Below are 26,959 nucleotides of genomic sequence, written 5' to 3'. Positions count from 1 at the left end.
ATAGATTGTATATACTTACAGTTAGAGGGAAGGAGGAGGTAGCTTGATTCTAGTTCGAAATGATAAATTCGAAATAACGGAAGAAAATGGAAAGGTGTATATACTTACTTACAGTGCCGGTTTTCCATTAAAAGAATTTGATAGTATTTTACGAAGTCATCCCCGACTCAAATTATCAAATTTTTCAATATTAAAAAATGTCTTAGCAGCTGAAAGCACAAGCCCTGTTGAAATTGGACGCTGGCTTCCTAACGTTGAAGCTGAAGTTGCAAGAGATAAAATGTCTGCCTCAATATTTATCTATGAAACACATGACTTTATTCTAAAGAATAAAGAGAAATTAACGGAACAAGTTTTGGAAACTATCAAAAATGAAGGAATTGTTCACGGCATATTAGATTTTGATATTTCTAACATTGAGACAGGAAAAGCATTTTTAATTGCTCAAGGTACACAACCAGTAGCAGGAACAGATGCACAAATTACATATTTACCTAAACCAGAGAGAAAGCCAGTAATTCGCGAAGATGGCAAAGCTGATTATTATGACATGAACTTTATTTCTGAAATATCCGAAGGTTCGTGGCTAGGCGAGAAAATCCCTGCGACGTTAGGTAAACCAGGGGAAAATGTACTAGGTGAAATAATGGCTGCAGTACCGGGTCGTGATTTTCCTATAAGATATGATAAAAAATCGGCTTATGAGGTGGAAGAGGATGGCAAGATTGTCATCCGTTCAAAAATAGCTGGTGTATTAGATGATGTCAAAGGCATGATCGGTGTTAATAGGCATTTGCCAATTAATGGAGACGTTGGCGTTGAAACAGGGAATCTCGAATTTAATGGCTCTTTAAGTATTAGAGGAACAGTTACATCAGGCTATACAGTCATTGCTACTGGAGATATTTCCATCGAGGGTGCCGAAGGTGTAAGCGGTGCCAAACTGATTAAATCCCTTGAAGGCGACGTCTATATTCGCGGAGGGATTTTTGGACTAGGGTCAACGCTTGTAGAGGCAGGTGGCAATATTTTCGTTAAGCATGTCAATGAAGCAAATCTAGTTGCAGCTGATAGCATTCATATAGGATCTTATGCATTGGGTTCCCAGCTCACTGCCCATTCTATCTTTGTGGACGAACGAAAAGGAAAAATTATTGGGGGCCGTGCAGTAGCCAAAAATACAATCGTTACGGCCATCTCAGGCAATCGTTTAGAGCGTCGAACTGATTTAATTATTGAAAGCGTCAATAAACAAGAAAGCTATTCTATTATGCAAGAGAAGGCGGGAAAGCTTAAGCAACTCCAATCAGAAATCGCTGAGCACGAGGGAAAAATTAAAAGCTTACTGCCACTCCTTAACCAAATGACTAAGGAGCAAATAGCTACATTTGAGGGTACAAAACAAATTTTAACAAAATTGAAAGCGGATGCAGTGACCATTGATCGTGAGGTTAAACTCATAATGGATGAAATGCGCCATGCTGGAAAAGAGGAGATTACTGTTACGAAGGAAGCGCATCCTGGTACCTATATTCAAATTGGCAAAAAATCTTCCTTATTAAGTAAGATTAAAAAGGGTAAATTTCTTATTGAATTTGGTGAGTTAAATGCTTAGTGAATCTTTTATTCCTGTATTTGCTCATCGTGGGGCATCTGCGTATGCACTTGAAAATACTTTGAAGTCTTTTGAAAAGGCGTTAGAGCTAGGGGCAGATGGAATTGAATTAGATATCCAGCTTTCAAAAGAGGGCATTCCAGTAGTGTTTCATGATCCACAGCTATCAAGATTAGTCGGCATCAATAAGCTTGTGAACGAATGTACGAAAGAGGAGCTAATAAGCTTTAAACTTGGGAAGCCGTGGAGACGATTATTTTCAACGAATAAAATTCCGACGTTTGAAGTTGTTTTAGCATGGGCAAATTCTCAACAGATCCCACTTAATATTGAATTAAAATCAACACTCCTTGATAATAAAAGCGCACTTATTCAAATGCTACATGGGCTTATTTTGCCTGTTGGCAGTCATTTTTCATCGTTTCACTATGAGCTTTTAGAGATTGTGAAACAATATAAGCCAGACTTTGAAACAGCACTTATAGCAACTAAAAAAATAAAATGGGATTTGCTTCGTGATTACAAAGCAATTGATAGTGTTCATATGCATAAAAGATATTATAAACCAAGATATTTAGAGGCTTGTGTAGCGAGTGATAAAGCATGTCGTTTTTATGCAATTGATGGGAATGAAGCGTTTTTAACAAATCCCCATCCTTCTGTAATTGGTTGGATTTCTGATTTTCCAGATAAAGTGATTAAGCGACAACAACGTTAATCAATGTCGCCTCGGTAAAATCGTTGCTCTCGCGCTTCGCTTTCGCTACAGATAAACAGTGTGGCAGAAGATTTTGAATGAAGAAAAAAATAGCTATCCAATAAGTTGTTGAGACTTATTAGGATAGCTATTTTTATTTTTTTTGGAAGCGCGGAGCCACTTTTCCATTTTTCCGATCGCGGTGAAGTAAAAAACCTGCGAAAAAGCCAAAGCCTATAACAAAAAGAATAATGCCAACGACAAATTGTAGCCATAAAAATGGGAAAGGTGAAATGAGCTTACCGAATAATGTATCACGCATAAATTTAATGCCACCTGCAGCCATAAGACCGGGAATAAGCATTACTATAAATGCAGCAAAACGAGCCATGCATGTCCCTCCTTATTCCTAAGTTTAATTGTACCTGTGGATATTGGAATGTCAAGAAACGTTATAAAACTATGGAACTGAGGAACCCAAAAACAAGTAAGACAAAACGCGATGTTTGTAACTGAATCTTTAGAAAATTCTTACTTAAACAAGAAAATGTAATAATAGTTGCTAAATTGTGAAATTGTCAGTATTGTAAAATTAAATGGAGCAATATTATCCATTGTTAAACAATTTTAAATTCTTTCAGCAGGTGTCTAAATACCTGGTAAAAGAATTTAAAGCCTCCGGCGGATGTCACAGAATTGGAAAAAAATTCAATATAGGGTGTTAGCCTAAAATCATCGCATCCATGCGATAACGGATAACTTACCTGCGTCGGTAAAAACGCCACGTCCTGTGGTATTACCGAAATGACCGACATCGTGTCGGCCCTCGTGCAGGCCTATGCACAAAACTGATTCTGGACGAAGTTATGCCGAGGCATAATTGATACACTAATTATACTGAATTGGAATGGGCATTTGGGGATGTACTTTCCAAAGCAAAGGGGCGAGTTTTCATGGAAATCTTCAAGTATATGGAAAAGTATGATTATGAACAATTGGTATTTTGCCAAGATGAAGCATCAGGGTTAAAAGCGATTATCGCTATCCATGACACAACACTTGGACCAGCATTAGGCGGGGCACGTATGTGGACATATGCATCAGAAGAAAATGCGATAGAGGATGCATTGCGTTTAGCAAGAGGGATGACTTATAAAAATGCTGCAGCTGGTTTAAACCTTGGCGGTGGAAAAACGGTTATTATCGGTGACCCATTTAAAGATAAAAATGAAGAAATGTTCCGTGCACTAGGACGTTTTATCCAAGGGCTTAATGGTCGATATATTACGGCAGAAGATGTAGGTACAACAGTGACAGATATGGATTTAATGCATGAGGAAACAAATTATGTAACGGGAATTTCCCCTGCTTTTGGTTCATCAGGAAACCCTTCACCAGTAACTGCATACGGCGTTTACCTTGGAATGAAAGCAGCAGCAAAAGAAGCATTTGGATCTGATTCATTAGAGGGACGTACTATTTCTGTACAAGGTTTAGGAAACGTAGCCTACAAGCTTTGCGAATATTTACATAATGAAGGAGCAAAACTTGTTGTTACAGACATTAATCAAGTGGCAATTGATCGCGTTGTGAATGATTTTGATGCGACTGCTGTAGCACCGGAGGAAATCTATTCACAGGAAGTTGATATTTTCGCACCTTGTGCATTAGGGGCGATTTTAAATGATGAAACGATTCCGCAGCTAAAAGCAAAGGTTATCGCAGGTTCTGCCAATAACCAATTACAGGATTCTCGACATGGTGATTATTTACATGAATTAGAGATAGTTTATGCACCTGATTATGTAATTAATGCTGGTGGAGTAATAAATGTAGCTGATGAATTATATGGATATAACCGTGAACGTGCAATGAAACGTGTCGAAGGTATTTACGATAGCCTTGAAAAAATCTTCGCGATTTCTAAACGTGATGGTGTACCGACGTATGTAGCAGCTAATCGTTTAGCAGAAGAACGTATCGCTCGAGTATCAAAGTCTCGTAGCCAATTCTTAAAAAATGAAAAAAATATTTTACACGGTCGTTAATAACCGCTTATTCGTTGAAAGAAGTCGCATTGTCGACTTCTTCTAACTTTATTGTAAATTAATAGATTACACGAATGATTAGCATTTTTCTCACAAGGGGGAATCTATATGGCTCAAAACTATGATGTTGTCATTTTAGGCGGAGGTACAGGGGGCTATGTAGCTGCAATTCGAGCTGCACAGTTGGGCTTGAAAACAGCTATTGTCGAACGTGAACGACTGGGTGGAACATGCTTGCATAAAGGCTGTATACCAAGTAAGGCCTTACTTCGAAGTGCTGAAGTGTATCGTATGGCAAATAAAACTGCGGCTGAATATGGTGTTGATATAGAAGGGGTTACATTGCAATTCGACAAAGTGCAAGAAAGGAAGCAAGCTATTGTTGAGCAATTGAGCCAAGGTGTGAATTCACTGATGAAAAAGGGCAAAATAGACGTTTATCAGGGATTAGGGCGAATTTTAGGTCCATCTATTTTCTCACCGATGCCTGGCACTATTTCAGTTGAAATGAGTAATGGCGATGAAAATGAAATGCTAGTTCCAACAAATGTGGTCATTGCTACAGGATCAAAGCCAAGAGGAATGGCGGGACTAACGGTTGATGGTAAATATGTGATGAACTCTGATCATGCATTGGAAATGGAAGAACTGCCAAAGTCGTTGTTAATTGTTGGAGGAGGAGTTATTGGAATTGAATGGGCCTCGATGCTTTGCGATTTTGGGGTTTACGTAACGGTTATTGAATATGGGCCATCCATTTTACCTGCAGAGGATGCGGATATTGTCAAAGAAGTAACGAAGCAACTTGAAAAAAGAGGCGTCCGCATTGTGACGAACGCTCGCTTAGATTCGGGATCCTTTAAAATTGAAAATGATAACGTTTTCATTTCTGCAAAAGTAAATGATAAGGATGAATTATTTGAGGCAGATAAATTATTGCTTTGTGTTGGACGTGAAGCCAATACACAAGGTATTGGTATAGAAAATACAGAAATAGAAGTAGAAAATGGATTTATCAAAGTCAATGATTCGTATCAAACGAAGGAATCACATATGTATGCCATAGGGGATGTTATCGGTGGCTTACAATTAGCACATGTTGCATCACACGAAGGGGTGTCTGCTATTGAGCATATTGCAACGGGTAAAACAGAGGGACTTGATGTTCTAAATGTTCCGAAATGTGTTTATTCATACCCTGAGGTCGCAAGTATTGGCTTAACAGAAAGAGATGCACAAGAGCAAGGTTATTCATTGAAGGTTGGTAAGTTTCCGTTCAAGGCGATCGGAAAAGCACTAGTTAATGGAGAGACAGATGGTTTTGTAAAGATTGTTGCTGATGAAGAAACGAATGATATTTTGGGTATTCATATGGTAGGACCACATGTGACTGATTTAATTGGAGAAGCATCGCTTGCTAAATTATTGGATGCAACGCCTTGGGAAATAAGTCAGGCCATTCATCCACATCCGTCACTGAATGAGGTGCTAGCGGAATCGGCGTTAGCGGTTGATCATCGCGCCATTCATTTTTAAGATTCGTAGTTTTTAACTAAAGTTTAGGGTCAAAACAAAAATCTGTTCTTGATTAACAGGTAGATTGATATAAGTGCTCATAGAGGAAGGTGACGTCGTTCGTGGAAAACGTCCTTTCTGGAGTGGAATGTACAATCAAGTACATATTTTGATGAAGAGCCATAATTGCTTTAGTTATTTGTATCCAGAAGGTGTTTTTGTAGCGAAAGCGAAACGTTCGAAAGGGGTGTTTGTATGCAAGATGTTCAGATTAAGCATGAGGATTTAGGGTTAACAAATGAAGATGTGCTTGCAATATTCGAAACGATGTTAATGGCAAGAAGACTAGATGAACGAATGTGGTTATTAAATCGTTCTGGTAAAATTCCGTTTGTTATTTCTTGTCAAGGTCAGGAGGCAGCGCAAGTAGGGGCAGCCTTTGCTCTTGATCATAACAAAGATTATATTGCACCTTATTATCGTGATATGGGTGTTGTTTTACATTTTGGTATGACACCGAGAGAATTGATGTTATCTGCATTTGCTAAAGCAGAAGATCCGAACTCTGGTGGGCGCCAAATGCCAGGTCATTTTGGACATAAGAAAAATCGTATTTTAACAGGTTCTTCGCCAGTTACGACACAAGTTCCACATGCGGTGGGAGTAGCTTTAGCAGGGCGCCTACAAAAGGAAGAGTTTATTACTTTCGTTACACTCGGTGAAGGTTCATCTAACCAAGGTGATTTCCATGAAGGTGCGAACTTCGCAGGAGTGCATAAACTTCCAGTAGTAATAATGGTAGAAAATAATCAATATGCAATTTCCGTGCCAGTTGAACGTCAATTAGGCTGTGCGAAAGTGTCAGATCGTGGTATTGGCTATGGTATGCCAGGTGTTACAGTTGATGGGAAATGTCCGTTGCAAGTCTATAAGGTTGTGAAAGAAGCGGCTGATCGTGCTCGTAGAGGTGAAGGACCAAGTTTAATAGAGACCGTGACGTATCGCTTAACGGCCCATTCTTCGGATGACGATGATCGTCAATATCGAACTGCTGAGGATATAGCTGAAGGAAAGGCAAAGGATCCAATTTTGTTATTTGAAAAGTATCTAATGGATACTGGAGTTATGACGGAAAAACTTCGTTCTGAAATAGAAGAACGTGTCATGGCAGAGGTGAATGAAGCAACAGATTATGCAGAAGCTGCTCCATATGCACCACCAGGCCATGCTATGAAATACGTATATGCACCAGTGGACGGAGGTGACGTGTAATGGCAGTAATGTCTTATATTGATGCGATTACATTAGCGATGAAGGAAGAGATGGAACGTGATGAGCGTGTTTTCATTTTAGGAGAGGACGTTGGTCGTAAAGGTGGGGTTTTCAAAGCGACAGCAGGCCTTTACGATCAATTTGGTGAACATCGGGTACTTGACACACCTCTTGCAGAGAGTGCTATTGCAGGTGTTGGTATTGGTGCTGCGATGTATGGAATGCGTCCAATTGCCGAAATGCAATTCGCTGACTTCATCATGCCTGCAGTTAACCAAATTGTTTCTGAGGCAGCAAAAATCCGCTATCGTTCAAACAATGATTGGTCTTGCCCGATGGTTATACGTGCACCATTTGGTGGAGGTATTCACGGAGCGCTTTACCATTCGCAATCTGTAGAGGCGCTTTTTGCAGGAACACCAGGGTTAAAAATTGTTATACCTTCAACACCGTATGATGCTAAAGGCTTATTAAAAGCAGCGATCCGCGATGAAGATCCAGTGCTATTTTTTGAGCATAAGCGTGCATATCGTCTTATTAAAGGCGAAGTCCCAGTAGACGATTACACATTGCCGATTGGTAAGGCAGATGTTAAGCGGGAAGGGGAGGACGTTACTGTTATTACGTATGGTTTAGCAGTCCATTTTGCATTACAAGCTGCAGAGCGTCTAGCAGCAGATGGTATTTCAGCGCATATTCTTGACTTACGCACGGTTTATCCACTTGATAAAGAGGCAATCATTGAGGCGGTAAGTAAAACAGGTAAAGTTTTACTAGTTACTGAGGATAATAAAGAAGGTAGCATTATGAGTGAAGTTGCAGCAATCATTGCAGAGCATTGTTTATTTGAACTCGATGCACCAATTCAGCGTCTTGCAGGACCAGATGTTCCAGCAATGCCGTACGCACCGACGATGGAAAAATATTTTATGATCAACCCGGATAAAGTAGAGCGTGCGATGCGAGAACTTGCCGCATTCTAATATAAATGGATCTATTTCTGTTATCCACGCATGTGGTAATAGAAGCTTTTAAAAGAAAGTTTATTAATATCACAGGTATTTTAATACTCTTCATCGAAAGTTCGGGATGACATTTCTTAAAACGTTATGTCGTGTATATAAGTTGATTGGAGTTGAGACTGGGTGACTCCTCCTTGGGGTTTATTGGACGCCCCTAGGAGAGCGGTAAGTCGGTACGGAAATCAACCCCACTTTATGGTGATAGTATAGTATAAATATGATAGTAATTTGATAGAGACAATTACACCTAGGCATAATTGATGGGGGGAATAGATGATGGCTATTCAAAATATTACAATGCCACAGCTCGGCGAAAGTGTAACAGAAGGTACGATTGAAAAATGGCTTGTCAAACCAGGTGATACAGTAAAAAAATATGATCCGCTAGCAGAAGTTGTTACAGATAAAGTAAATGCAGAAATCCCATCTTCTTTTGAAGGAGTCATATCAGAGCTACTTGCAGAGGAAGGGCAAACGTTACCGGTTGGTGCAGTTGTTTGTTCCGTTGAAATAGCAGGTGACAGTGAGTTACCTCCACCACCTCCAACTAAAAAATCAACGGTAAGTACGGCCATTTTAAATGCAGGTGTACAAAAGAAACAAGAGACTCAACAACCACCTACTGCTACAAAAGAATCGCAAAAAACAGTTCGTCAGGATAAAGTACGTTATTCACCAGCTGTTCTTCGACTTGCACAAGAGTATGAAATTGCCCTTGATCAAATCACAGGTACTGGTGAAGGTGGACGTATTACAAGAAAAGACTTAATGAAACTGATTGAAACGAGGAATGTGCCAACGCCTCTAGTGGAAACATCGCCTGTAGTCGATGAAAAAGTTCCACAATCAGCACCAGTTACAACACATGCAGCACAAGAAAATACGAAAGCGGCCACATTTACACAACCAATTCAAGCAGGCGATATTGAAATTCCAGTAACGAAGGTGCGCCGTGCGATCGCCAATAATATGGTACGAAGTGTTCATGAAGTGCCACATGCATGGATGATGATGGAAGTGGACGTCACAGATTTAGTAGCATATCGTGATAGCATAAAGGCTGAGTTTAAGCAAAAAGAAGGATTTAATATTACGTATTTTGCTTTCTTTGTAAAAGCTGTTGCCCAAGCTCTAAAGGAATTTCCGATGATGAACTCTATGTGGGCAGAGGACAAAATTATTCAAAAGCATGACATCAATATTTCCATTGCAGTCGCAACGGATGATGCGTTATTTGTTCCTGTTATAAAACACGCTGATGAAAAATCGATTAAAGGCATTGCGAAGGAAATTCATGAGCTTGCAGGGAAAGTCCGTGCTGGAAAATTGTCGATGGATGATATAAAAGGTGGTACATTTACGGTTAATAATACGGGTGCATTCGGCTCTGTTCAGTCGATGGGCATCATTAATTACCCACAAGCGGCCATCCTACAGGTGGAAAGTATTGTAAAAAAACCAGTTATTTTACCTGGTGGAATGTTCGCAGCACGAGATATTGTGAATTTATGTTTATCTTTAGATCATCGAGTTCTTGACGGACTTGTTTGTGGTAAATTCCTAAATAGAGTTAAAGAAATACTCGAAAATACAAATAAATCTTCAACGTCAGTCTACTGATGACTTCTCGGAAGCCTGTTATATAACGGTTTCCGATTTTTTTTTGCTTTGCGAGTCGCAATTTGTCATGTAGAATAACAAATAGAAACTACTAAGGGGGGAAGCTGATTAAGCGTCCGCATGTCAAACAACATGAAAAATATTGAATTTGAAAAGCCGTCCTATTCAGAATGGCAAGATGCAGCAATCAAGGCTTTAAAAGGGAAACCATTCGAGTCTCTTTTAACGAAAACGAGTGAAGGTATTACATTAGAACCTCTTTACACCCAAGAAAGTTTAGTAGCAAAACTTGGAGAAGAACTTGATAAACAAGTTGCTACGATCCGTTCCCTACAAAATAACGAAGCATTTCGAGTGGCACAGCAAATATATGCTGAAACAAGCGATGCATTTTTCATACAGCTTGATGATAGCTTAGCTCGGGGCAATGAAGTAGTAACAATTGATAGCCGTGTGAATTTTGAATGGACTGAAGAAGTAGTGGCACAATTATCGACTTATTTCTCTGAATATTCGTTTAAAATATCGGTTGAAAATTCAAATGACCCATTATTAGCAGTATTCGACAAAATAGCAGATAACCAGCGAGAAGCTGTAAAAGGCTTCATCGTATCGAAAAATCCTATCTCTTTAAATAGTTTCCCGAACGTGCGCTCAGTCGGTGCGGACACAACGGTTTATCATAATGAAGGCGCAAACGCAGTGCAAGAGTTAGCTTATGCACTTGCATTAGCCGTAAAATACGCAAATCAAGAAGAAAGCTTTGAAGCGTTTGCGAAGAAGTTTTATGTATCATTTGCAGTGGATACACAGTTCTTTACAGAGATTGCTAAACTCCGTGCTTTTAAAGTACTTTGGAAAGCGTTCTCATCTGTATATGGAGTATCTAATTGCGTAAAAGTTCCAACGATTGCTGAAACATCGTTAAGAAGCTTCTCAAAGCTGGATGTTTATGTAAACTTATTACGTTCTGCAAATGAAGCTCTTTCTGGTTTAATTGGTGGCGCGGATGTCTTTACAGTTCACCCTCATGATGCATTAACGAAACCAACCGATCAATCGATTCGTATTGCACGTAATGTATCTTTAATCTTAAAAGAAGAAACAAATGTTTTAAAAGTTATAGACCCAGCTGGTGGCTCCTACTTTATTGAGTCATTAACAGCAGATTTTGTGACAGAAGCTTGGGCATTATTCTTAGAAATTGAAGCAGCTGGAGGCATTGATGCTTACACTGCGTCTGGAAAGCTTACTGAGGAAATAGAAAAATCCTATAAAGCTCGTATCAATGCTGTACAAACTCGTAAGCAATCATTAATAGGTACAAATATTTATGCTAATCCGGCAGATGTCCTTGAAAGCGAAACAAACCCAGCATTTGCAGAAATTAAGCGAATTGCTAAACCTTTTGAGCAGTTACGTGCGGAAATGACAGCGGCAAATATGAAAACAGGAATCTTGGCATTAGGAACACTAAAAAGCTCAAAACCACGTGCTGATTTCGTGTCAGGTTTCTTAAACACAGTAGGGCTTGTGCCAGAAAAAAGTGAACCAATTGCTACAGCTGAAGAAGCATTAGCTTGGTTAAACTCTACAGAAGCAACATATGTGGTGATTTCAGGTAATGATGACGATACTAAAGAATTAGTACCAGCCATTTTAGCAGGTAAACCAGCTAACGTAATTGTTGACGTTGCAGGTAAATTTAAAGACGAAGAAGAAGCTTGGTTAGCAAATGGCTTAAACGGCTTTATTTTCGCAGGACAGAACATCATCGAAAAATTAAACTCAGTGTTCGCTAGCATGAAGGAGGTCCAACGATGAGCAAGCCAAATTTTAGTGCAGTTGAAATTGAAAAAGTTTTAGCTGCCGAAGCACCTCAAGCGTCAGAAGAAAAATTCATGACCAATGAAGGTATCGAAATTAAAGATATGTACACAAAAGAAGATATTAAAGAGGCAAAACATTTAAATGATGTAGCTGGTATTGCGCCGAATACGCGCGGTCCATACCCTACTATGTATGTAGCTCGTCCTTGGACTGTTCGCCAATATGCTGGTTTCTCAACAGCTGAAGAATCAAATGCATTCTACAAACGTAATCTAGCAATGGGTCAAAAAGGTCTTTCAGTTGCCTTTGACTTAGCAACTCACCGTGGCTATGACTCCGATCATCCTCGTGTAACAGGGGATGTTGGTAAAGCTGGAGTAGCGATTGACTCCGTAGAGGATATGAAAATTTTATTTGACCAAATTCCTTTGGATCAAATGTCAGTTTCTATGACAATGAATGGTGCTGTATTACCAGTTCTTGCATTCTATATCGTTGCTGCTGAAGAGCAAGGTGTTACACCAGACCAATTAGCGGGTACGATTCAAAATGATATTTTAAAAGAATACATGGTTCGTAACACATATATTTATCCACCAGCAATGTCTATGAAAATTATTGCAGATATTTTTGAATATACAGCGAAATATATGCCGAAATTTAACTCAATTTCGATCTCTGGTTACCATATTCAAGAAGCGGGAGCAACAAATGACATCGAGCTTGCTTATACACTAGCAGATGGTCTTGAATATGTTCGTACAGGGCTAAAAGCTGGAATCGATATTGATGCCTTTGCACCGCGTCTATCATTCTTCTGGGCAATCGGTATGAACTATTACATGGAAGTTGCGAAAATGCGTGCTGCGCGTCGAATTTGGGCACAAATGATGTCAACGTTTAATCCGAAAAATCCTAAGACATTAGCACTTCGTACACATTCACAAACATCTGGTTGGTCTTTAACAGAGCAAGATCCATTTAACAATGTGGCACGTACATTAATTGAAGCAAATGCGTCTTCAATGGGGCATACGCAATCTCTTCACACAAATGCACTTGATGAAGCGATTGCCCTACCAACTGATTTCTCTGCACGTATTGCACGTAATACACAGCTGTTCCTACAAGAAGAAACGGCAATGACAAAGGTCATTGATCCGTGGGGCGGTTCGTACTATGTGGAGAAATTAACAGACGAGATTACAAAATCAGCGTGGGCATTAATTGAAGAAATAGAAGAACTAGGCGGTATGGCGAAAGCGATTGAAACAGGCCTACCAAAAATGAAAGTCGAAGAGGCTGCGGCAAAACGTCAAGCGAAAATCGACTCTAAAACAGAAACAATCGTTGGGGTAAACAAATACCGTTTAGAAAAAGAAGAACCTATCGACATTCTTGACATTGATAATACATTAGTTCGTCAAAAGCAAATTGAACGTTTAGATGCAATGAAAGCAGCTCGTGATGAAGCAGAAGTACAAAAACATCTAGCTCGATTAACAAAAGCGGCGCAAGATGGTGAAGAAAACTTATTAGCGGTAGCTGTAGATGCAGCGCGTGCTCGTGCTTCTTTAGGTGAAATTTCTGATGCAATCGAAGTTGTTTCAGGTCGCCATAAGGCAGTAATCCGTTCCATCTCTGGCGTTTACTCTGCAAACTTCTCAGATGAAGAGCAAATTGTTGAAGTGAAACAAATGACAGAGGAGTTCCTTGAAAATGAGGGTCGTCGTCCACGTATTTTAGTAGCGAAAATGGGACAAGATGGACATGACCGTGGTGCAAAAGTTGTAGCGACAGGCTATGCTGACTTAGGCTTTGACGTAGATATTTCACCATTATTTATGACACCTGCTGAAGCAGCTCAAATGGCTGTGGAAAACGATGTTCATGTCATTGGTGTTTCTTCATTAGCAGCCGGTCATAAAACACTAGTTCCTGAATTAGTAGCAGAGCTAGAAAAATTGGGCCGCGGAGATATCATTATTATTGTTGGTGGTGTTATTCCAGCACAAGATTATGAATTCCTTTATGACGCTGGAGCAGTAGCAATTTTTGGACCAGGTACAGTTATTCCTGTATCTGCGCAAAAGATTATTGAAGAGATTTACAAACGTTTAGGCTATGAGGAAGTGTCTGAATAATGGACAAAAACAAAGGAATGCCTGAAAGTGCGCTATTTGTTATGGACGGAGTAGAGGCAACTCACGACGGAATGCAATATGGTACACCGAAAAAATTTCGAAAGAAAAAAGCAGACAGATTAAACATACAGGAGCTTGCACGAGAAGTACGTGCAAGCTCTCGTACACACTTGTCAAAAGCTATTACACTCATTGAAAGTTCAAATGCAACACATAAAGTGCAAGCACAAGAACTCTTACAAGAGCTTCTACCACATACAGGGAACAGTGTCCGCATTGGGATAACAGGTGTTCCTGGTGCAGGAAAGAGTTCGTTCATTGAGGCTTTCGGAACGATGCTTTGTGAGTTAGGGAAAAAAGTGGCAGTCCTTGCAATCGATCCGAGCTCTTCTTTATCTGGAGGAAGTATTTTAGGTGATAAAACTCGAATGGAGGAGCTCGTGAAAAAACCTAATGCTTTTGTTCGTCCCTCTCCATCAGCTGGTACCCTAGGGGGTGTTCATAAAAAGACGCGTGAAACGATGCTTGTTTGTGAAGCGGCTGGCTATGATGTCATTTTAATAGAAACAGTTGGTGTTGGACAAAGTGAAACGTATGTCCGAGGGATGGTTGATTTCTTCTTGCTGTTAGTTTTAACAGGTGCTGGAGACGAGTTACAAGGCATGAAGAAGGGCATTATGGAGTTAGCGGATGCCATTGTTGTTCATAAGGCTGATGGTGATAATGTTCGTCTGGCTAAAAAAACGGTATCCGAGTACAAGCAAATTTTACATTTCTTACAGCCTGCAACACCAGGTTGGATGTCCACAGCTATGCCGGTAAGCTCGTGGGAAAAACGTGGTCTCGAAAAAGTCTGGAATACAATAGGGGAATTCAGACAAATCGTTGAGGCAAATAATTACTGGTCAATCAGACGTCAAAATCAGACAAGAGATTGGTTCCAATCGATGATCACCGACCAGTTAATCGATATGTTTTATGGTAATCCAGAACGGAAAGCACAAGTGCAGCTTTTAGAACGTCAAATTTTAAATGGGCAGTTGACAGTTACACAAGGTGTAGACCGTTTATTTAGCGATGAACAATCACAGAAATAATATCATCTAATATATGAGCAAGTAGGTGCACAAATTCGTCACTAACTGCTATGATAGGAGATGTATGAGCGTCGAATATCTAAAGCTAGTAAGTTTCACTACTTTCAGCTGAAAAAAATGAAAGCCTCCGGATGTAATTATGCCGAGGTAGATTGATGATGATCACGCGAATTTGAAAGGAGCTATCGCTTTATGAATATGGATTACGATTTATTTATGCAAGAAATTTTAAAAACAGCACGTGCAGAAATTGAGGCTGCTGGTTATGAGCAGCTTCGCACGCCTGAAGCTGTTGAAGAGGCGTTTGCTCGCCCAGGTACAACATTAGTTATGGTAAACTCAGTATGCGGCTGTGCAGGAGGTATCGCACGTCCATCAGCAGCACAATGCGTACATTACGATAAACGTCCAGATCATCTTGTAACGGTGTTTGCTGGTCAAGACAAAGAAGCAACTGCAGCTGCTCGTTATCACTTCGGTGAAGATCATTTACCATCTTCTCCATCATTTGTGTTATTAAAGGATGGACAAGTAGTAGCAGAAGTTGGACGCTATGAAATTGAAGGTCATGACCCAATGTCAGTAGTAACAAACTTACAAGCAAACTTTGAGGAATACTGCGACGAACTTTAATTTTATTCAATTATAGAAAAGCTATTCATTTACCAGAAAACTCCGCAGGCTATAAAATGTCTGCGGAGTCTTACTACTAAAAAATTCTCCGAATTAGCATCGTTTTCTCCACTGATTTCAGTAGAATTGCATTTAGAATTTTTGTAATATTGGCTAAACGATCAGCTTATAGTTTTCTTTAAATTGAATAAAATAAGTAGAGTACTAAAAGATAGGAGGCAGTCGACTTGAAGAAGTTTTCAATCGGCTATCGTACATTAAAAACGGCATTTGGCGCAGCACTCGCTATTGCCATTGCCCAATACTTTGAATTAGCTTCTTATGCATCTGCTGGTATTCTAACAATATTATGTGTACAGCCAACGAAGAAAAAATCCCTTCATGCTGCTTATACACGATTTGTCGCAAGTATTATCGCAATGTTTTATGCATTTTTGAGCTTTGAGCTATTTTCCTATCATCCACTTGCGTTAGCAGGTATGCTACTCATTTTTATACCAACAATTGTGTCATTAAGGGTAGCGGATGGCTTTGTCTCTAGTGCAGTTATTATCATGCATATATATGCAGCTAAAAGCTTTTCATTAGCACTTGTATATAATGAATTCGCATTAATGGCAATTGGTTATGGTACGGGAATAGCTATAAATATGTATATGCCAGACATTCAAAAGGAATTAAATTACTATCGAGTTAAAATTGAGGAACTTTACAGTAAGATCTTTTTAGAAATTGCCAACTATTTAAGAGAAGGCGATACTTTGTGGGATGGGCAGGAAATTATTGAAGCGATTAAAGTATTGAATAGTGCAAAATCCCTAGCATTTAAAGATGTTGAAAATCATTTTACGAGGCGAGAAAATGACTACTACGTGTATTTTGATATGCGTGAACAGCAGTTAGAAATTATCGATCGAGTTCTTCCTAAAATAACGGCACTTCCTGTTATAGTACAAGAGGCTGTGATCGTTGCTGACTTTTTACAAGACCTCGGTGAACATGTTCATTCAGGAAATACGGCTAGTCATTTTAGAGAAAAATTAGAGCAAGTAAAGATAGATTTCGCTCAATTACCATTGCCGAAAAATCATGAGCAATTTTTAGCACAAGCGGCACTTTATCAATTTATTGAGGAAATGGATCGATATTTAGAAATAAAGCAGTCTTTTAAGGGATTAAAGGTAAAGAAAAAGCGCCCGCAGTAATGCGGACGCCTAACCTTTCATTAAACTATCATCGATAAGCCGAATGCTAGAGTTGAAATTACCATGATCGCAACCATCGTATAAACTACGATTTTTTGAAATTTTTTATTACTCATATGCTCGTTCGCTCCTTCTTTTCTTATAAATAGTTTAGCAAATCTGAAAAATTTCTCAAGTAGTAGAGTTTTGACGAAAAAGTCTGTAAAATAGATTATGTACCATAACAGAAGGAGATGTCACCATGGAGAGAGTAGATCATATTGGGATTGCAGTGCGTGATCTTGATGAACGCATTACATATTATACAGAAACTTTAGGCTTAAAGCTGCTAAAAGTGGAAGAAGTAGAATCTCAACAGGTTCGTGTTGCATTCATAGATGCGGGTAATGTAAAAATTGAGTTATTAGAACCGATGAGTGAAAAAAGTACTATTCATGGATTCATCGAAAAACGTGGAGAAGGTATTCACCATGTAGCTTTCGGTGTAACGGGGATTCGTGAGCGTATGGCGGAGCTTCGTGAAAAAGGCGTACGTCTTTTATCAGAAGAGCCAGGACCAGGTGCTGGTGGTGCAGAGGTTGCTTTTATGCACCCGAAATCATCTTTCGGTGTGTTATATGAGTTATGCGATAAAAGTGGAAAAGGGGATAAGTGATCAGTATGGATATGTTCGACAAAATTAATGAGTTGTATGACCGTAAGACAGTAATTGAACTTGGTGGCGGCTATGAGCGCATCGAGAAGCAACATGATAAAGGCAAATTAACTGCTCGTGAGCGTATTGAATTATTACTAGACGAAGGTACATTTTTCGAGATCAACCCATTCATTACACACCGTACAGTAGACTTCGGCATGGACAAGATGGAAGGTCCTGGTGACGGAGTAGTAACTGGTTTCGGTAAAATTAATGGACGTCCAGTATACTTATTCTCTCAAGACTTCACAGTATTTGGTGGAGCACTTGGCGAAATGCACGCCAAAAAAATGGCAACAGTAATGGATCTAGCAGCAAAAAATGGTACACCATTTATCGGTATTAATGATTCAGGTGGTGCTCGTATTCAAGAGGGCGTACTTTCACTTGATGGTTATGGTCATATTTTCTATCGAAATGCAATCTACTCTGGGGTAATTCCGCAAATCTCAGTTATCATGGGACCATGTGCTGGTGGGGCGGTATATTCTCCAGCAATTACAGACTTCATTCTAATGGTTGATAAAACATCTCAAATGTTTATTACAGGACCTAAAGTTATCGAAACGGTAACAGGTGAAAAAATCTCTGCTGAAGATTTAGGTGGTTCTAAAGTAAACAACGCTATAAGTGGTAACGCACACTTCCGCGCACCTTCTGAAGAAACAGCGATTGATCAAATTAAGAAACTATTAAGCTACTTACCACAAAATAATAAAGAAAAAGCTCCACGTCAGGCACGTCCAGAGGGTGATGACTATCGTCCAGAAATCGTGGATACGGTACCAATCGAAACAACTCGTCCTTATGATGTTCGTAAAGTAGTTGAGCAAATCGTGGACGAAGATTCATTTATGGAAGTGCATTCAGAATTTGCGAAAAACGTAGTAGTTGGTTTTGCGCGTATTGCTGGTGAATCAGTTGGTCTAGTATGTAACCAACCTAAAGTATTAGCTGGTGGGTTAGATATTGATTCTTCAGACAAGGCTGCTCGTTTCATTCGTACTTGTGATGCTTACAATATACCAATCATCACATTTGAAGACGTTTCTGGTTTCTTCCCAGGCGTTAAACAAGAACATGGGGGTATCATCCGTCACGGAGCGAAAATCCTTTATGCATACTCAGAAGCAACTGTACCAAAAATTACAGTGATTCTGCGTAAAGCATACGGCGGTGCGTACGTAGCGCTTAACTCTAAATCAATTGGGGCTGATTTAGTATTTGCTTGGCCTAACGCAGAAATTGCTGTTATGGGTGCGGCAGGTGCAGCTAATATTATCTTCGCACGTGAAATTGCCAAATCAGAAGATCCAGAAGCAACGCGTGCTGCGAAAATTGAAGAATATAAAGAAAAATTCGCAAACCCATACGTTGCTGCATCTCGCGGTATGGTAGACGATGTTATCGATCCACGTGATACACGTATTAAGCTAATTCAAGGGCTAGATATGTTAGCGAACAAACACGAAACACGTCCAGAGAAAAAGCACGGAAACATTCCTCTATAAAAATTGTACAAGCCTAGTATCCGTTCGGATTGCTAGGCTTTTCTTTTTGACTTGTACTAACTTTAAATAATAAAAGATTTTATTAGAAGTGACAGGTAATTGAAACGTATTTGCATTTCATCCGTATATATATGTAAGAGGAGTTGAGATGAATGGAATGGAAACAATTACAAAAAGAGCAAGGAATAATACATGCGCAATTAAGAACTGCCAGTAGATTAAGTGAACAAAAGGTTTTAATTGAACAGCAAATCGGGCATGCCCAACAGGAAATTGACAAACATTCTAAAGCACTCAATCAAATTCGTTTAAGACTCGATAAGTTAGAAGGCTTTTCTTTTAGGAATATGATTCGTACGTGGACAGGGCAACAAGATGAACTACGTGCAGAAAAAATTGATAAAGCAGCTATTCTTGAACTAAAAATAAATGAAGCAAAGAAGATGGATGCTGATTTGACGCATGATTTGGGGCAAATAAACACCAAGCTTTCTCAAATTAATGAACAAGAGTTACAAGAAGCGCTAAGCCAATTAAATGCTAAAAAGAAAGGTTACTTACAAATCCATGAGCCTGAACAGGCAAAAAGGCTTGAACAATTGGCTCAGGAGGAAATGCTTACGAAACTATTACTGATTGAGATAAAGGAAGCAGAAGCGGCTGGTGAAACAGCACTTACAGAGCTTGGACAAGCAGCGGAGTCCTTGCATTCCGCTAATGGATATTCAACTTGGGATACGTTTTTTGGTGGAGGATTCTTTGTTACGCATTTAAAGCATGATGCACTGGATAAGACCGAAAATTATCTTCACAATGCTCAAATTGCGTTACAACGCTTCCATAACGAACTGCTGGATGTACATGATATGTCAACGAAATCATTACAAGTTGATACAGATGGATTTGTAAAATTTGCTGACTATTTCTTTGATGATATTTTTTCAGCTTGGTCTGTCCATTCTAAAATATCCACTGCAAGAGATCAGGTTTCTCGTGTACAAGATGATGTACATAATACAATTTTGCGTCTACAGGATAAACATAATAAGGCAGATGATTATTTGCAGTCTTTGCAAAAAGAAAAAGAAGCGATCTTTTAAATCGTAGATGTAAAGTAAAATGTGAAAAGATTTTCCCTGTTTCTAACGGGTTTGGTTCATCGGGAGAAAAACAGTAAAAGTAAAGTAAATAACAACCTCATTAAGACTTATTTTAACAGCAATTTAGTAAAATAAACGGCACAAAAAAACGCTCAGTAATCTGAGTGTTTTTTTGTGTAAAGCCCTAGTTTACTGACGAAGGTTATTAAGTATCACCGTAGTACTCTGCAAAATGTAAAAAGCCGAATTTCCTCACAAGAAAGTTTCTTAATTCGCCATGAGTAGCTTTTTCTATTGGAGGATTTGTTAGGGTGTATGCTTTGGCATTTAATTCGGCAAATTTATCTTTATCTACTTCATTATGTTCTTTATCTTCAATAATTCCTGAAGACATTGCGGCTTTTGGATAACCCATAAAAAATATATGTGTTCTTAATGCTATACTTGGTGTTGAATGCAACAAAATAATTACAATCAACAAAGAAACAAAATTATAACTTTTTTCTTCAAGTCACCACTCTCCCCAATTAAAGGTTAATAATCTATAAAATATTTTAACGTAATTTTCCATTACAAAGTTCGCTTTAAAAGCTAACTACCATAAATAAATAATACTTATTAAATCTTGGTGATTTACATTTCAGCTATTCGTTTTCCTGAGGTAAGCAGTGTTAATTCTTCATGGACGGTTCTGTCCTGTACAATTAAGATAACTAAAACTTGAATTGTCATGTTTGTCATCTAACCGTCCAGTCTAAATTGTTCAGCCATTTTCGTATATGTTAAGTGCTCTCCTTTCCTTACAAGCTGAAAAAGGTGCTTTCACAAATATCGGTACTTTTACCCTTCTATAATTTGCGAATCAAATAGAAGCGGATAATTGCAACCATCAATTGAAAAACAATGTAATCGTTTTATTTTCCCAAACGCAGCAGTATGCTAAAATATAGAAGATAACTATGACGTGGAAAAACACGTAAACTAAGGGAGTCCTACAACATGACAAGTCGTTTAGTAGAAGAGTTTTTTGAGCTCGTACAAATCGATTCAGAAACAAAATATGAACAAGTGATTGCGCCGGTTTTAGTCGACAAACTAACAGCGCTTGGTTTTACAGTCGAACAAGATGATGCGCATACTAGAAACGGGCATGGAGCAGGTAATATACTTGCTACGCTAAAAGGTTCATTAGATATCGAACCAATTTATTTTACTTCTCATATGGATACAGTTGTCCCAGGTAAAGGGATTAAACCATCTCTTCGTGAAGATGGCTATATTGTTTCAGATGGTACAACTATTTTAGGTGCTGATGACAAAGCTGGTATCGCTGCATTATTTGAAATGGCTAAACGCTTAAAAGAGCAAAATATCGAACACGGTGATATTGAATTTATAATTACAGCTGGCGAGGAAAGTGGCCTTGTTGGCGCTAAAGAGTTAGATCCATCTAAAATTAAGGCGAAATATGGCTTTGCGGTAGACAGTGATGGTAAAGTAGGAGGAATTGTCACAGCAGCTCCATTCCAAGCGAAACTTTCCGTTAAAATAATTGGTAAAACAGCGCACGCTGGTGTTGCTCCAGAAAAAGGAATTTCAGCGATTACGGTTGCTTCTAAATGTATTGCAAAAATGAAGCTAGGTCGATTAGATGAAGAAACAACAGCAAATATTGGTCGCTTTGAGGGTGGTCAGGCAACAAATATTGTGTGTGATGAAGTAACGATTCTTGCAGAAGCTCGTTCAATCGATAAAGCGAAGTTAGATGCACAAACTCAGCATATGCAGGAGACGTTTGAGCAAGTTGCTGCTTCATTAGGAGCAAAGGCAGAGGTTGAAGTAAAGCTAATGTATCCTGGATTCCGTGTAACAGAATCAGATAAAGTTGTTCAAGTAGCGATGGCAGCAGCACAGAACATCAATCGCACACCAAAGCTAGGTATTTCAGGCGGAGGTTCTGATGCTAATGTTATTGCAGGTTTTGGCATCCCTACAGTCAATCTTTCTGTTGGATACGAGGACATTCATACAACAAATGAAAAGATCCCAGTAGAAGAATTAGAAAAATTAGCAGATTTACTTGTTGAAATCGTAAAAGAATCTGCGAAAAAATAACAACAGAATCGAAGGATGTGACCGCATGGAAAGTGTGAAGGCAGTAGTTTTTGCTTGTGGTACAGAGGAATATGCAGTGCCTGTGGAGCAAGCGATTTCGATTGAAAAGTTAGAGCAAGTAACACCGATTCCTCATTTGCCTAATTATCTTCTAGGTTTCACAAGGATTCGTGGTGAGCTTGTACCAGTGCTTGATTTTGAGCGTATTCTTTATAATCGTTCCTCTAATGCTGCAACAGCACGTATTATTGTGTTGAACACGGATGTTGTGAATTATGGATTACTTGTCACAGAAGCTCGTGAAATTCTTGATTTTGATGAGTCGGTATTAAAACAGATGGGACTAGTCAATTATTCAAAAACACGGTACTTTACAGCTGTGGCAAATCTAGAAAATCGTATGATTACTTACGTTGACCCAAAAATACTTGTGAATTCATTAGAAGGTATACGTGAAATAATTAATTATTTGCACAAAATGCTTGAAAATGAAAAAGAAAATGTAGAGGCTTGAGTATTTTAAAAAGCTAAATATTAATTCAATAATACACATCAAAGTTAGTGGTCTAGACAGAATTACAATTATGTGATTCTGTCTCTTTTTTAACTTCTTTTTGTGAGTGTCTTGAAGTACATCACCAAAACAAGGGGGTTTTCCGTTCCGACAGTTACTGAGGGTGTCCAATGAACTGAGCTCTTAGTCTGCGGTTCTCTATCTACAGGATCCCATCATCAAAAGATATCTTTCATATAAATAATTAACTATTAATTTTGGGAGGTATTCGTCACATGGATTCGAAGAAAGAGGAAACGCCAGAAGAAAAAAGAGAACATTTAAGACAAAGTGAATTAAAAAACAATCCTACGGGTGCTTAAACGATGGTGTAAATAGGGGAAGTAGTGGGAATTTAAATGGTATGGGTTGGAAGGAAACGCTAGTATTAATTTTAGTGTTATTTTTAGGATACATTACGTACAAATTGTTTTTCAGTTAAAGGAATATTTATAGATAATCTCTTCTACGTTTGTATGTTGATATAGTAAAAATAACCTGTGTTCTTTTTTTCTAGTTGAAAGTTGTTATTAAAATTTATGCGTAATACCTACAGACATCTACATTTTAACGTCGTATTATGTAAGGAAAGAAAACTACTGTAAAAGGCAAACTTCACCGAAAGGGGAGGACGCAAAGCCGTGAGTCTAAACACTATTATTAGTGCATGATCGTCAGGTTGCCAGGTTCTATTCTACGAGCCACGGCAAATAGAATGGAGATGTGTTTATATGGTAAGTCGTTCACTATCAAAAACAATTATTGTTTTTATAGTAACAATTGTAGGTATGCTAGGATTAACAATGGGAAAGGTAGACGCAAAGTCCATGCAAGATAAGGCTACTTGGTTATGGGATACGACAAAAATCGTCGAAGATGAATCAGGGGTACTCTCATTTTTAGAAGGAAAACAAGTAAAGAAATTATATTTACAAATTAATAGAGATATAGCAAGTAATGATTACAAAAGTTTTATTAATAAAGCTACAACAAAAGGAATAAAAGTATATGCGTTGGATGGTTCTGCAAGCTGGGTATCAGCAGATGGCTATAAAATGCAGGATCAGCTGTTTGATTGGATACAATCATATAATGAAAATGCAGTAGCAACAGAGCGATTTTCTGGAGTTCATCTCGATGTGGAGCCTTACTTAAATCGTGGTTGGAGCTCGAACCAAGAAAAATCGATTGAATCCTATCAAGCGCTCATTACTAGAGCGAAAGGAGATACTGAGCAATTACAATTGCCTTTAGAAGTAGATATGCCGTTTTGGTTTGACGAAGTTTCATACAATAACCAATTTGGTCAAGGTTTATTAGCGGACTGGGTTATTGACCAAGTGGAAAGTATCTCAATAATGGCTTATCGAAATGCTGCTAAAGACATTATTAAAATTGTTGAACATGAAATAAACTATGCAATCAAAGTAAATAAATCAATTGTTATTAGTGTGGAAACAGGAGCCTCTGATGAAGGGAAAAATATTACCTTCTATGATAATGGAGAAACCTATATGAATAAACAGTTAGCACAAGTTCATAAACAGTATGCAAATAAGACAAGCTATAATGGTTTTGCCATTCATAATGTTGATAGTTGGATGAATATGAAGCCGTAAAAAAATCCTCTCCAGCGATAGGTTGGAGAGGATTTTCTTTGGTATTATGAAAGTCGGCCGCTATAGTCTTCAAATTTAAATTTACGAATGACTTTAATGCCTTCTTCATCGTTATAAGAAACGATGGATGGAAGGTTTACACCATTAAACATATGATTTTTCACCATTGAGTAATGCGCCATATCTGTAAATACTAGTCGATCGCCTGGTTGTAAAGGTTGTTCAAATGAATAATCGCCAATTACATCACCTGCAAGACAAGTAAGCCCTCCTAAGCGATATGTGTGAGCTAGCTCATTTGGTTGACCTGAGCCGAGAATCATTGGGCGGTATGGCATTTCTAGAACGTCTGGCATATGGCATGTTGCCGATGTATCTAAAATTGCTAAGTCCATACCGTTTTTCTGTATATCAAGGACAGTTGCTACTAAATAACCTGTATTAAGTGCAACAGCTTCACCTGGCTCTAAATATACGAGAAGGTTATACTTGTCTTGAATGTAATTAATGATGTTCACAAGCTTTTCGACATCATAATCCTCACGAGTAATATGGTGTCCTCCACCAAAGTTTAACCATTTCATTTGATGCAAGACATCACCAAATTTTTCTTCGACAACTTGTATAATACGCTCTAACGTATCTGAGTTTTGCTCACACATCGCATGGAAGTGTAAGCCATCAATACCGTCAAGCTTTGACTTGTCGAAGTTGACTAAAGTTGTGCCAAGACGAGAATTTGTGTAGCAAGGGTCGTAAAGTGCTGTTTCAATTTCTGAGTACTCAGGATTGATACGAATACCACATTCAATTGTTTTACCAGCAGATTTTACTTTGTCCTTATACTGGTTCCATTGGTTAAATGAATTAAACACAATATGATCAACATAGCCAAGTAGCTCGTCCATTTCATGCTCCACGTAAGCTGGTGCATAAACGTGAACTTCTTTGCTCATTTTTTCATAGCCAAGTTGCGCTTCAAATAATGAGCTAGACGTAATCCCTGCTAAATATTCACCCACTAAAGGGAATGTTGAATGCATAGAAAACCCTTTTAAGGCAAGCAAAATACGGCAGCCTGTTCGATCTTGAATCGATTTTAAAAGTTCTAGATTTTTTGTTAATAATCGTTCATCCACTACGTAAGAAGGGGACGGAACTTTTGAGAAATCAATTGGCTTCATCGACTTACTTCCTTTGCATCTAACTCTAGGTCAAGTAATTCTGGGTTATGGCTTTCTTGCCATGGTAGACCCCATTTATTTAGTGCATCCATGAATGGATCTGGATTGAAATCTTCGACATTCCAAACGCCAGGTTTACGCCATTGACCGTTCATCACAAGCATTGCACCAATCATTGCTGGTACACCAGTTGTATAGGAAATTGCCTGTGAACCAACTTCGTTATAGCATTCTTCGTGGTCACATACATTGTACACATAATAAGTTTTTTCTTTACCATCTTTTAGACCGCGAATAATACAACCGATGTTAGTTTTTCCCTTTGTACGTGGTCCAAGCGATGCTGGATCAGGTAGTACAGCTTTAAGGAAGTGAATTGGTTGAATCATTTGTCCTTCAAATTCAATAGGCTCGATAGAAGTCATACCAACATTCTCTAATACTTTTAAGTGAGTTAAGTATTTTTCAGAGAATGTCATCCAGAAACGGATTTGCTTTAAGCCTTTAATGTTTTTAGCAAGTGATTCTAGTTCTTCATGGTATAAAAGGTAAATATCTTTTGGTCCGATTTCTGGTAAGTTATAAACCTCTTTTTTCTCAAGTGGTGCAGTTTCAACCCACTCGCCTTCTTTCCAGTAACGACCATTCGCTGTAATTTCACGAATGTTGATTTCTGGGTTGAAGTTTGTTGCGAAATGGTAACCGTGATCACCAGCATTTGCATCCACAATATCAATGTAGTGAATTTCATCAAATTCATGTTTTTGTGCATGAGCTGTGAAAACGCCCGTTACGCCTGGGTCAAAACCACTACCAAGTAAAGCAGTTAAGCCAGCTTTTTCGAACTTCTCTTTATAAGCCCATTGCCATTTATATTCAAATTTTGCCGTTTCAGGTGGCTCGTAGTTTGCAGTATCCACATAGTGTACACCCGTCGCTAAGCAAGCATCCATAATCGTTAAGTCTTGATAAGGTAGTGCCACATTTATAACAACTTCTGGTCCAAAGGCTTTAATAAGCTCAATAACCTCTTCTGTATTGTCTGCGTCTACCTGTGCAGTATGAATCTTTGTTTTTCCGCCGTCTAGTTTTTCTTTTAGAGCGTCACATTTTGAAACAGTTCTACTTGCGATACAAATCTCCTCAAATACGTCCGAATTTTGAACACACTTGTGTACCACAACACTGGCTACTCCGCCAGCTCCTATAATCAATGCTTTACCCAATTGTCTACCCCCAAGTTCAAATAAGTATTGTCAAACAAGCTGATTATACAGAAAATTGAATTACTACTCAATCATTCTTTTTAAATTTTCTACAAAATTTTTTATTTTTCAACAATAATAAGTCGTATTCATAAGGAAATACCACAAAAAAACAAGCTTTTCATGAAAAAAATCCCTAAACTACTAATGTAGAGAAGGGGAAATTTGTTCAACAGGCGTTTTAAAAAATAGGATCATAAAATTTAAAATCACCCGA

23 protein-coding genes, 1 pseudogene and 1 riboswitch are annotated in these 26,959 nt (G+C 38.6%); of the genes and pseudogenes, 19 read left to right on the top strand and 5 right to left on the bottom strand.

Annotated elements, in window-relative coordinates:
- The first annotated feature begins 43 nt into the window (after window positions 1–43).
- A complete protein-coding gene (locus tag AC3WSO_RS15775; protein WP_492532128.1) occupies window positions 44–1,615 on the top strand; it encodes a flagellar assembly protein A in 1,572 nt (523 codons plus the stop codon).
- Window positions 1,608–2,333 (top strand): glycerophosphodiester phosphodiesterase, encoded by a 726-nt coding sequence (locus tag AC3WSO_RS15770; protein ID WP_492532126.1) that lies wholly within the window; start codon window positions 1,608–1,610, stop codon window positions 2,331–2,333. The genes AC3WSO_RS15775 and AC3WSO_RS15770 overlap by 8 nt, the downstream gene beginning before the upstream one ends.
- Window positions 2,334–2,466: 133 nt before the next feature.
- Here the strand turns inward: AC3WSO_RS15770 and AC3WSO_RS15765 are convergent, their stop codons facing one another.
- Window positions 2,467–2,703, bottom strand: a complete 237-nt coding sequence (locus AC3WSO_RS15765; protein WP_079561768.1) for a DUF2627 domain-containing protein — start codon at window positions 2,701–2,703, stop codon at window positions 2,467–2,469.
- A gap of 562 nt (window positions 2,704–3,265) precedes the next feature.
- Between AC3WSO_RS15765 and AC3WSO_RS15760 the strand changes: the two genes are divergently transcribed.
- The 10 genes from AC3WSO_RS15760 to AC3WSO_RS15715 all read left to right on the top strand — a co-directional run bounded on the left by AC3WSO_RS15760 (window position 3,266) and on the right by AC3WSO_RS15715 (window position 16,698).
- Window positions 3,266–4,360 carry a Leu/Phe/Val dehydrogenase gene (locus AC3WSO_RS15760; RefSeq protein ID WP_492532124.1) on the top strand — a complete coding sequence of 365 codons (1,095 nt, stop codon included), beginning with the start codon at window positions 3,266–3,268 and terminating at the stop codon, window positions 4,358–4,360.
- A 108-nt stretch (window positions 4,361–4,468) separates the two neighbouring features.
- Entirely contained in the window at window positions 4,469–5,896 is a 1,428-nt protein-coding gene (gene lpdA, locus AC3WSO_RS15755) for a dihydrolipoyl dehydrogenase (protein ID WP_492532122.1), read from the top strand.
- Between the two features lie 234 nt (window positions 5,897–6,130).
- Entirely contained in the window at window positions 6,131–7,147 is a 1,017-nt protein-coding gene (locus AC3WSO_RS15750; protein WP_492532120.1) for a thiamine pyrophosphate-dependent dehydrogenase E1 component subunit alpha, read from the top strand.
- Window positions 7,147–8,130 carry an alpha-ketoacid dehydrogenase subunit beta gene (locus tag AC3WSO_RS15745; RefSeq protein ID WP_492532118.1) on the top strand — a complete coding sequence of 328 codons (984 nt, stop codon included), beginning with the start codon at window positions 7,147–7,149 and terminating at the stop codon, window positions 8,128–8,130. Before AC3WSO_RS15750 ends, AC3WSO_RS15745 begins: the two co-directional genes overlap by 1 nt.
- A 315-nt stretch (window positions 8,131–8,445) precedes the next feature.
- The gene (locus AC3WSO_RS15740) at window positions 8,446–9,789 is read left to right on the top strand and encodes a dihydrolipoamide acetyltransferase family protein (RefSeq protein ID WP_492532117.1); all 1,344 of its coding nucleotides are present in this window, start codon (window positions 8,446–8,448) and stop codon (window positions 9,787–9,789) included.
- A 132-nt stretch (window positions 9,790–9,921) separates the two neighbouring features.
- Window positions 9,922–11,613: a methylmalonyl-CoA mutase family protein gene (locus tag AC3WSO_RS15735; RefSeq protein ID WP_492532115.1), complete on the top strand. Its 1,692-nt coding sequence runs from the start codon at window positions 9,922–9,924 to the stop codon at window positions 11,611–11,613.
- Window positions 11,610–13,763, top strand: a complete 2,154-nt coding sequence (gene scpA, locus AC3WSO_RS15730) for a methylmalonyl-CoA mutase (protein ID WP_492532113.1) — start codon at window positions 11,610–11,612, stop codon at window positions 13,761–13,763. The genes AC3WSO_RS15735 and scpA overlap by 4 nt, the downstream gene beginning before the upstream one ends.
- The gene (gene meaB, locus AC3WSO_RS15725) at window positions 13,763–14,860 is read left to right on the top strand and encodes a methylmalonyl Co-A mutase-associated GTPase MeaB (protein ID WP_492532112.1); all 1,098 of its coding nucleotides are present in this window, start codon (window positions 13,763–13,765) and stop codon (window positions 14,858–14,860) included. The genes scpA and meaB overlap by 1 nt, the downstream gene beginning before the upstream one ends.
- Window positions 14,861–15,052: 192 nt before the next feature.
- Complete coding sequence (locus AC3WSO_RS15720; protein WP_197141043.1) at window positions 15,053–15,493, top strand: BrxA/BrxB family bacilliredoxin; 441 nt, start codon at window positions 15,053–15,055, stop codon at window positions 15,491–15,493.
- Window positions 15,494–15,720: 227 nt separating this feature from the next.
- Window positions 15,721–16,698, top strand: a complete 978-nt coding sequence (locus tag AC3WSO_RS15715; RefSeq protein WP_492532110.1) for an aromatic acid exporter family protein — start codon at window positions 15,721–15,723, stop codon at window positions 16,696–16,698.
- A 20-nt stretch (window positions 16,699–16,718) separates the two neighbouring features.
- Here the strand turns inward: AC3WSO_RS15715 and prli42 are convergent, their stop codons facing one another.
- Window positions 16,719–16,814 carry a stressosome-associated protein Prli42 gene (gene prli42, locus AC3WSO_RS15710; protein WP_323647026.1) on the bottom strand — a complete coding sequence of 32 codons (96 nt, stop codon included), beginning with the start codon at window positions 16,812–16,814 and terminating at the stop codon, window positions 16,719–16,721.
- 125 nt (window positions 16,815–16,939) lie between these two features.
- Here prli42 and mce point away from each other — a divergent pair, with 125 nt between their 5' ends.
- The 3 genes from mce to AC3WSO_RS15695 all read left to right on the top strand — a co-directional run bounded on the left by mce (window position 16,940) and on the right by AC3WSO_RS15695 (window position 20,006).
- Window positions 16,940–17,353: a methylmalonyl-CoA epimerase gene (gene mce / locus AC3WSO_RS15705; protein WP_100544426.1), complete on the top strand. Its 414-nt coding sequence runs from the start codon at window positions 16,940–16,942 to the stop codon at window positions 17,351–17,353.
- A 5-nt stretch (window positions 17,354–17,358) separates the two neighbouring features.
- The gene (locus tag AC3WSO_RS15700) at window positions 17,359–18,906 is read left to right on the top strand and encodes an acyl-CoA carboxylase subunit beta (protein WP_492532109.1); all 1,548 of its coding nucleotides are present in this window, start codon (window positions 17,359–17,361) and stop codon (window positions 18,904–18,906) included.
- Window positions 18,907–19,058: 152 nt separating this feature from the next.
- Complete coding sequence (locus tag AC3WSO_RS15695; RefSeq protein ID WP_492532107.1) at window positions 19,059–20,006, top strand: hypothetical protein; 948 nt, start codon at window positions 19,059–19,061, stop codon at window positions 20,004–20,006.
- 205 nt (window positions 20,007–20,211) lie between these two features.
- Here the strand turns inward: AC3WSO_RS15695 and AC3WSO_RS15690 are convergent, their stop codons facing one another.
- On the bottom strand, window positions 20,212–20,484 hold the full coding sequence (locus tag AC3WSO_RS15690) for a hypothetical protein (protein WP_492534384.1): 273 nt from the start codon (window positions 20,482–20,484) through the stop codon (window positions 20,212–20,214).
- Between the two features lie 521 nt (window positions 20,485–21,005).
- Here AC3WSO_RS15690 and AC3WSO_RS15685 point away from each other — a divergent pair.
- The 4 genes and pseudogenes from AC3WSO_RS15685 (at window position 21,006) to AC3WSO_RS15670 (ending at window position 24,293) form a co-directional block, all read left to right on the top strand.
- Complete coding sequence (locus AC3WSO_RS15685) at window positions 21,006–22,121, top strand: M20/M25/M40 family metallo-hydrolase (protein ID WP_492532105.1); 1,116 nt, start codon at window positions 21,006–21,008, stop codon at window positions 22,119–22,121.
- 25 nt (window positions 22,122–22,146) lie between these two features.
- Window positions 22,147–22,635 carry a chemotaxis protein CheW gene (locus tag AC3WSO_RS15680; protein ID WP_053483746.1) on the top strand — a complete coding sequence of 163 codons (489 nt, stop codon included), beginning with the start codon at window positions 22,147–22,149 and terminating at the stop codon, window positions 22,633–22,635.
- Window positions 22,636–22,910: 275 nt separating this feature from the next.
- Window positions 22,911–23,116 (top strand): annotated as a pseudogene (locus AC3WSO_RS15675) (DUF6366 family protein).
- A 155-nt stretch (window positions 23,117–23,271) separates the two neighbouring features.
- Window positions 23,272–23,361, top strand: a riboswitch (cyclic di-GMP riboswitch).
- 44 nt (window positions 23,362–23,405) lie between these two features.
- The gene (locus tag AC3WSO_RS15670; RefSeq protein ID WP_492532103.1) at window positions 23,406–24,293 is read left to right on the top strand and encodes an amidase; all 888 of its coding nucleotides are present in this window, start codon (window positions 23,406–23,408) and stop codon (window positions 24,291–24,293) included.
- A gap of 44 nt (window positions 24,294–24,337) precedes the next feature.
- On the opposite strand, the gene nspC is transcribed toward AC3WSO_RS15670, so the two are convergent.
- Together nspC and AC3WSO_RS15660 are read right to left on the bottom strand one after the other, a co-directional pair.
- A complete protein-coding gene (nspC, locus tag AC3WSO_RS15665) occupies window positions 24,338–25,477 on the bottom strand; it encodes a carboxynorspermidine decarboxylase (protein ID WP_492532102.1) in 1,140 nt (379 codons plus the stop codon).
- Window positions 25,474–26,703, bottom strand: a complete 1,230-nt coding sequence (locus tag AC3WSO_RS15660; protein ID WP_492532100.1) for a saccharopine dehydrogenase family protein — start codon at window positions 26,701–26,703, stop codon at window positions 25,474–25,476. Before AC3WSO_RS15660 ends, nspC begins: the two co-directional genes overlap by 4 nt.
- Window positions 26,704–26,959 lie beyond the last annotated feature (256 nt).

This window comes from Lysinibacillus sp. EB106-09-02-XG168 (assembly GCF_058791475.1).
This window is presented reverse-complemented; position numbering and strand designations above follow the sequence as displayed.

What these genes read in the sequence shown, in the direction of transcription:
- scpA (WP_492532113.1), top strand. Translation starts at nt 11,610, where the DNA reads ATGAGCAAGCCAAATTTTAGTGCAGTTGAAATTGAAAAAGTTTTAGCT.
- AC3WSO_RS15700 (WP_492532109.1), top strand. Translation starts at nt 17,359, where the DNA reads ATGGATATGTTCGACAAAATTAATGAGTTGTATGACCGTAAGACAGTA.
- AC3WSO_RS15695 (WP_492532107.1), top strand. Translation starts at nt 19,059, where the DNA reads ATGGAATGGAAACAATTACAAAAAGAGCAAGGAATAATACATGCGCAA.
- AC3WSO_RS15680 (WP_053483746.1), top strand. Translation starts at nt 22,147, where the DNA reads ATGGAAAGTGTGAAGGCAGTAGTTTTTGCTTGTGGTACAGAGGAATAT.
- meaB (WP_492532112.1), top strand. Translation starts at nt 13,763, where the DNA reads ATGGACAAAAACAAAGGAATGCCTGAAAGTGCGCTATTTGTTATGGAC.
- AC3WSO_RS15740 (WP_492532117.1), top strand. Translation starts at nt 8,446, where the DNA reads ATGGCTATTCAAAATATTACAATGCCACAGCTCGGCGAAAGTGTAACA.
- prli42 (WP_323647026.1), bottom strand. Translation starts at nt 16,814, where the DNA reads ATGAGTAATAAAAAATTTCAAAAAATCGTAGTTTATACGATGGTTGCG.
- AC3WSO_RS15720 (WP_197141043.1), top strand. Translation starts at nt 15,053, where the DNA reads ATGAATATGGATTACGATTTATTTATGCAAGAAATTTTAAAAACAGCA.
- AC3WSO_RS15670 (WP_492532103.1), top strand. Translation starts at nt 23,406, where the DNA reads ATGGTAAGTCGTTCACTATCAAAAACAATTATTGTTTTTATAGTAACA.
- AC3WSO_RS15770 (WP_492532126.1), top strand. Translation starts at nt 1,608, where the DNA reads ATGCTTAGTGAATCTTTTATTCCTGTATTTGCTCATCGTGGGGCATCT.
- AC3WSO_RS15685 (WP_492532105.1), top strand. Translation starts at nt 21,006, where the DNA reads ATGACAAGTCGTTTAGTAGAAGAGTTTTTTGAGCTCGTACAAATCGAT.
- AC3WSO_RS15760 (WP_492532124.1), top strand. Translation starts at nt 3,266, where the DNA reads ATGGAAATCTTCAAGTATATGGAAAAGTATGATTATGAACAATTGGTA.
- mce (WP_100544426.1), top strand. Translation starts at nt 16,940, where the DNA reads ATGGAGAGAGTAGATCATATTGGGATTGCAGTGCGTGATCTTGATGAA.
- AC3WSO_RS15745 (WP_492532118.1), top strand. Translation starts at nt 7,147, where the DNA reads ATGGCAGTAATGTCTTATATTGATGCGATTACATTAGCGATGAAGGAA.
- AC3WSO_RS15765 (WP_079561768.1), bottom strand. Translation starts at nt 2,703, where the DNA reads ATGGCTCGTTTTGCTGCATTTATAGTAATGCTTATTCCCGGTCTTATG.
- AC3WSO_RS15735 (WP_492532115.1), top strand. Translation starts at nt 9,922, where the DNA reads ATGAAAAATATTGAATTTGAAAAGCCGTCCTATTCAGAATGGCAAGAT.
- nspC (WP_492532102.1), bottom strand. Translation starts at nt 25,477, where the DNA reads ATGAAGCCAATTGATTTCTCAAAAGTTCCGTCCCCTTCTTACGTAGTG.
- AC3WSO_RS15750 (WP_492532120.1), top strand. Translation starts at nt 6,131, where the DNA reads ATGCAAGATGTTCAGATTAAGCATGAGGATTTAGGGTTAACAAATGAA.
- lpdA (WP_492532122.1), top strand. Translation starts at nt 4,469, where the DNA reads ATGGCTCAAAACTATGATGTTGTCATTTTAGGCGGAGGTACAGGGGGC.